Raw genomic sequence first — 4691 nt, 5'->3', positions numbered from 1 at the left:
TGTCAAAAACCTAGCGCATGGCGATGGTAAAAACGGTGATTTTTGGCTGGGGAAGTATGTAACTTTTAGTCGCAGCAAAGCTAGGTTGACAACTGACGTTTGGATTCCCAACCAGTTTTTACACCAGCACGTTTTAATTGTCGGCCCGCCGGGAGCAGGTAAAACTGAACTGTTGCTGAAATCGGCTGAAAATTTGATGCAAAAAGGCAATTTGGTTTGCGTTGATGCAGCGGGTTTTTTGGGCGATCGCCTTGCCAACTTCGCTCGTAGTGCGGGGTCAAAGTTAGTTTGCTGGGATTTGAGTGCTACCAAAAATCAAGTTGTTTGGAACTTTTTGGAGGAATTGGAAAAATTTGGGACTGAAAAGGAAATTAGGGCGATCGCAGAAGCTCTCTATGGCAATATTGACGACACAGACCCCAATGCCTCTTTCTGGAAGCGGGACATCATGTGGTTGACTGCCATTCTCGGAGTAGTTGTGGAAGCGCGGCGGCAAAATTTAGTCAAACTTGACCCTAGCGATTTACCAGCTCTTGTCATGGACAGATATGCCGTCGAAGGTTTATTAAATAATTTGCCTCAAGCTAATTCTCAATGGGGTTGCGATCTTTATTCATACTTGAGTCTCCCGGACGATCGCTTTGGATTAGATATTAGTTTCCTGCAAAATAAGCTCAGCCCCTTCAAAGATCCAGGTGTCAGAAGAATTTGCGACGGCGCAAGCGCCATTTTTTTATTACAAGCCTTAAACGGCACTTCCAGACACACTTTAGTAGTCGGTCAATCCCTCGCTGATGGCAAATTTGGCTCGTCTTTGGCGGCAGTAATGATTAGCTATGTGATGAATGTGATGTACCGGCGGATGAAAAATCCCCAGCACAGTTGGATGCCCACTTATATTATCTGCGATGAAGCTCCTCGCTTAAAAAATATTGACTATGAAGAATTAACAGCAATTGGCCGCAATGCCAAAGCAGGTGTGTTTTTGATGTGCCAATCAATAGACCAATTTCCTGAAAAAACTTTGCCAGCACTTAACAACTGTCGGACTCAAATCTTTTTGCAGGGAGTGAGTCACAAAACAGCGGATTGGCTGAGTAAACCTTTAGGAGAATATCAAAGGCAGGTGATGACTATGACTGTATCTGGAGGGACGGTTGGCCCCAGTCCTTTTAATCCAAGAAGTGTCGGCTACGAACGAGTTCCTATTTTGGGGATTTCGGAGATTAGCAATCGGCCTTTGGCTGCAATGCCAAGTGGGTTGAGTGCGATTGTCCGAGTGAATGCTTCGCAAACGCCGACGACTAAACCTTTTTTAACAGATTATTCAGCACAGTAGGAGGTGATAAGAATGGGGGTGATTTATATTGGCGATCGCGAAACAGGTAAAACTTCTTTGGTATTGGAGCTAGTTAATCCGAAAAATAACTATGTCAAAGTTATTAATGATGATTATGAAACTCTCAAAAAAAATCTATATGACGAAAGCTTGGGAAGAACAAAGGCAACAGATGCAATCCAAGCAATTTACCAAAGACAAATGCAAATTCAGGTTCAATTAGTAACATCAAAGCAAATTACTTTAGATTGGCTGGATACCCCAGGGGAGATATGGCGAAATAGTTGGCAATCAGCAAATCCAAAGGAATGGAACATTTTTCTAGAAACAATTCTCCAAAGTGAAGGTATTTTACTGATTGTTCCACCCTATCGAGAAATCCTCAAACCAGATGTCAACCCCGAAGATTTCATTACTCAGGAGCAATGGTGCAATCGATTTAATCGATGGGTGGATTTCTTTCGTTACCAATGTCCGAGAGTACGGCATTTAGTAATTTGTTTAAACAAAGCCGATCTTTTTTGCGACATTCACAAAGAAGCCTCACAATTAGAATATATTCCTCATCGGTCTAGGATGAACTGGCAGCAAAGGAATGCCTATGTGTTTCAACGGTACTTTAGACCGATTAAACATCAAATTGACGAAATTAATAGCAGTGTATCCGGGCTATCAATTCGTTGTTTCATTACTAGCATTCATAATCGATCTTTATTGGAATTGCCTTGGATTTATCTAGGCAGCTTTTTATAAAAATAAAGGAGTAAACATCATGGGAAATATTTGTATAATTGGGCCGAGAAATTCAGGAAAGACAACTTACTTAGCAGCTTTAGCTTACAAAATGCGAGCGAGTAAAAATTCCAAAAAATTCAACATTCAACCTCTGGGAGATGATTCTAAAGACATAGCAGAAAAAGCCGAAAATATTATTTGTCAAGGAGCCTCTTTTGAACCGAATAAAATAGGTGGCATGACAAAAGGAGTTGATGATTTACCACTGTATTCTTTTAATGTTGAAATTCACAACTCTTGGTTTACGAAGCCAGATTCATTTCAGCTCAACGTGAGAGATTATCCAGGGGAGATATTTGAAAAAATAGCCGATCCCAATCAGTCCGATCCCAATCAGTCCGATCGCGATCGGTCCGATCAAAAAATCTGCAAAGAGTTTATTGATGAGTGTTTAATGAAGGATGTAATAGGTTGCTTAATTCTCCTCACAGCATGGGATCGAGCAGCAGACGCTTTGTACAACAAAGTGATGAACAGATTTATAGACTTGATGGACGATCGCGATCGTACCAAAGACTTCCGGCTGGCGGTAGCTATGAGCAAGTCTGAAAGGGGAGAACTTTGGTCGGGAAGGTTAGATCCAGAAACAGATTTATTTAGATTGCATCTCCCTAACACAACCGATACTTTACGGAACAGCAGAATTCTCTCCCAAAGTCTTGTACGATTTTATGCCATTTCTACTTTTGGAGTATTGGACAGAAATGACCCCAGACCGAATCGGATTGATGAACGGGGAAAATATGGCAAAGCTTCGGTTCTGAGACATACAAAGAGTTGGAAACCTTATAACTTAATCGAGCCTCTTCATTGGCTGAGTCAAACTACTAAATCAAACGAAAAGGTGAAGTAAATGTTCGATTGGTATAAAAATAAAACAACAAAATCTAGTGTTTCTGAGCCGATCGATCGTAGTGCCCAAGTCCGGGTAATTGGCGATCGCGCTTCTGGCAAAACGGCTTACATGGCATCCCTAGCTTATTGGCCCAATGCGAATTCTTCTAGTCCTGTTCAGACTGTCACGCCTCTCAATGATGACACCAACGAACTGGTTGAGAATGCTCAAAATATTTTAGAGCAAGGACTACAGCTTGGACAAACCGATTTGAAGGTAAGTGTAGAAGATGTCCAGGATTACAGCTTGAGTATTGTTCTTAAAGGGCAATTTAGTTGGAAAGAGCCAAAAGTTACCTTGCAGCCACAGCTTGTCAAGCTAAACATAAATTGCAGAGACTATTCTGGTGAATTTTTTAGCGACTTGCTACACAAAACCGGAGATTCACAGTTAACAAATTATCTAGAAGATTGCTTACTGGCAAATGGGATTATGTTTCTCGCAGATGGTACAAGTCACCGTAAAGATTCTGAATATGCTAACGGTCTGGATAAGTTTTTAATAGCTCTCGATCGCACTGATATTAGCAAAATCCAACGACGCATTGCTTTTGTCATGACTAAGTGCGAACAGTCGGAATTGTGGGTGAACCGCCACAAGCCAAGAGAATTAGCCCAAGCTCGTTTTCCTCAAACTTTTAGGAAATTGCAAGCGTGGCAACAAACGGGAGGCGGTCAAGTGGATTACTTTACTACTTCTGCTTTCGGTGTGTTGGGGAGTAAGTATCCAGAACCAAATTCAGTACGGATAAAGCGCGATCGCGGTGGCACAAGTTCTTGTATTAAAGACCCAAAACGCTGGAGACCTTTTGGTTTAGTAGCTCCCATTTACTGGCTTTGTACCGGCGAACGACACAAAGAATTAGATAAGGACTAAAAAAATGAACTCACCAATTCTTGAAATTCACGAATTTAGCACCGGCATTCAAGCAGAAAGAACCCCCGACGGCGGATGGGTATCGCGGGGATTTACGGGCCAGTATATAAACAGAACCCTTGACCCCCTTCCTACTGCTGTTGAGAATGCCATTAGAAACAGGGATTTTGCCGTTGCTGAAGGTGCATCCAGAGACAATCCTGCAATCATTGGCCGCGAAGTGAGTGATGATACCGAAAATTGGTCAGTCATTGCTGTCGTCACCAGAGGTGGAGACGATCGCGGCCGTAGCGCTTCCATGTATCGTTACTTTCTCTGCAAAGGAGCGGGCAATTTGTGGCAGATATTGGCTTGGATCGAGTCTGAACGTAAAGGGGGACGGATGCCTGTTTTCGACCCTTTTGAAACGAAATATATAGGGCAGCCCAATCAATTCTCTGCTCCCAATCAACCTCAAATTCCTCTAGGTTCAGAACTTGAACAATTACGGGCTAATGATGCTCCAGTTATTGTTCCTTTTGGGAAGGCGTGTACCACATGGATTCTCAATCAAATGGCGACGGAAAAAGCCAGAGCAAGCAATCAGCTTGTCGCCTGGGCATTTCAAGTAGAAGCCTTGGAGCAACCCAGAGGTTTTTTGGTGATTCAGCCCGCTAGCGAAAAAGCCGAGCAATTGTTGCAGAGGGCGATGGCTAGCACCCCTCAATATACCGCTCCCATTGCCAGGGAGTACGAGATTAAATCGGCAATCAAAGGTTTGATTAGCCGGGATAAGGTCAAGCCGGA

At 42.8% G+C, this 4691-nt stretch carries 4 protein-coding genes and 1 pseudogene; all 5 read left to right on the top strand.

Annotated elements, in window-relative coordinates; all coding sequences use genetic code 11:
• Positions 1–1339: type IV secretory system conjugative DNA transfer family protein (locus IQ270_RS28325; RefSeq protein WP_193976456.1), on the top strand; the 1339-nt coding region annotated here is incomplete at its 5' end.
• 12 nt (positions 1340–1351) lie between these two features.
• Entirely contained in the window at positions 1352–2092 is a 741-nt protein-coding gene (locus tag IQ270_RS28320; protein ID WP_193976455.1) for a hypothetical protein, read from the top strand.
• 19 nt (positions 2093–2111) lie between these two features.
• Positions 2112–2987 carry a hypothetical protein gene (locus IQ270_RS28315; RefSeq protein ID WP_193976454.1) on the top strand — a complete coding sequence of 292 codons (876 nt, stop codon included), beginning with the start codon at positions 2112–2114 and terminating at the stop codon, positions 2985–2987.
• The gene (locus IQ270_RS28310; protein WP_193976453.1) at positions 2988–3905 is read left to right on the top strand and encodes a hypothetical protein; all 918 of its coding nucleotides are present in this window, start codon (positions 2988–2990) and stop codon (positions 3903–3905) included. It begins immediately after the preceding gene.
• A gap of 4 nt (positions 3906–3909) precedes the next feature.
• A pseudogene (locus tag IQ270_RS28305) lies at positions 3910–4691 on the top strand (hypothetical protein); the annotation flags it as partial.

Source organism: Microcoleus sp. LEGE 07076 (genome assembly GCF_015207455.1).
Taxonomy (GTDB): Bacteria; Cyanobacteriota; Cyanobacteriia; order Cyanobacteriales; family Microcoleaceae; genus Microcoleus.
Note: the sequence above shows the minus strand (reverse complement) of the source record. Positions and strands in the feature narration are given on the sequence as shown.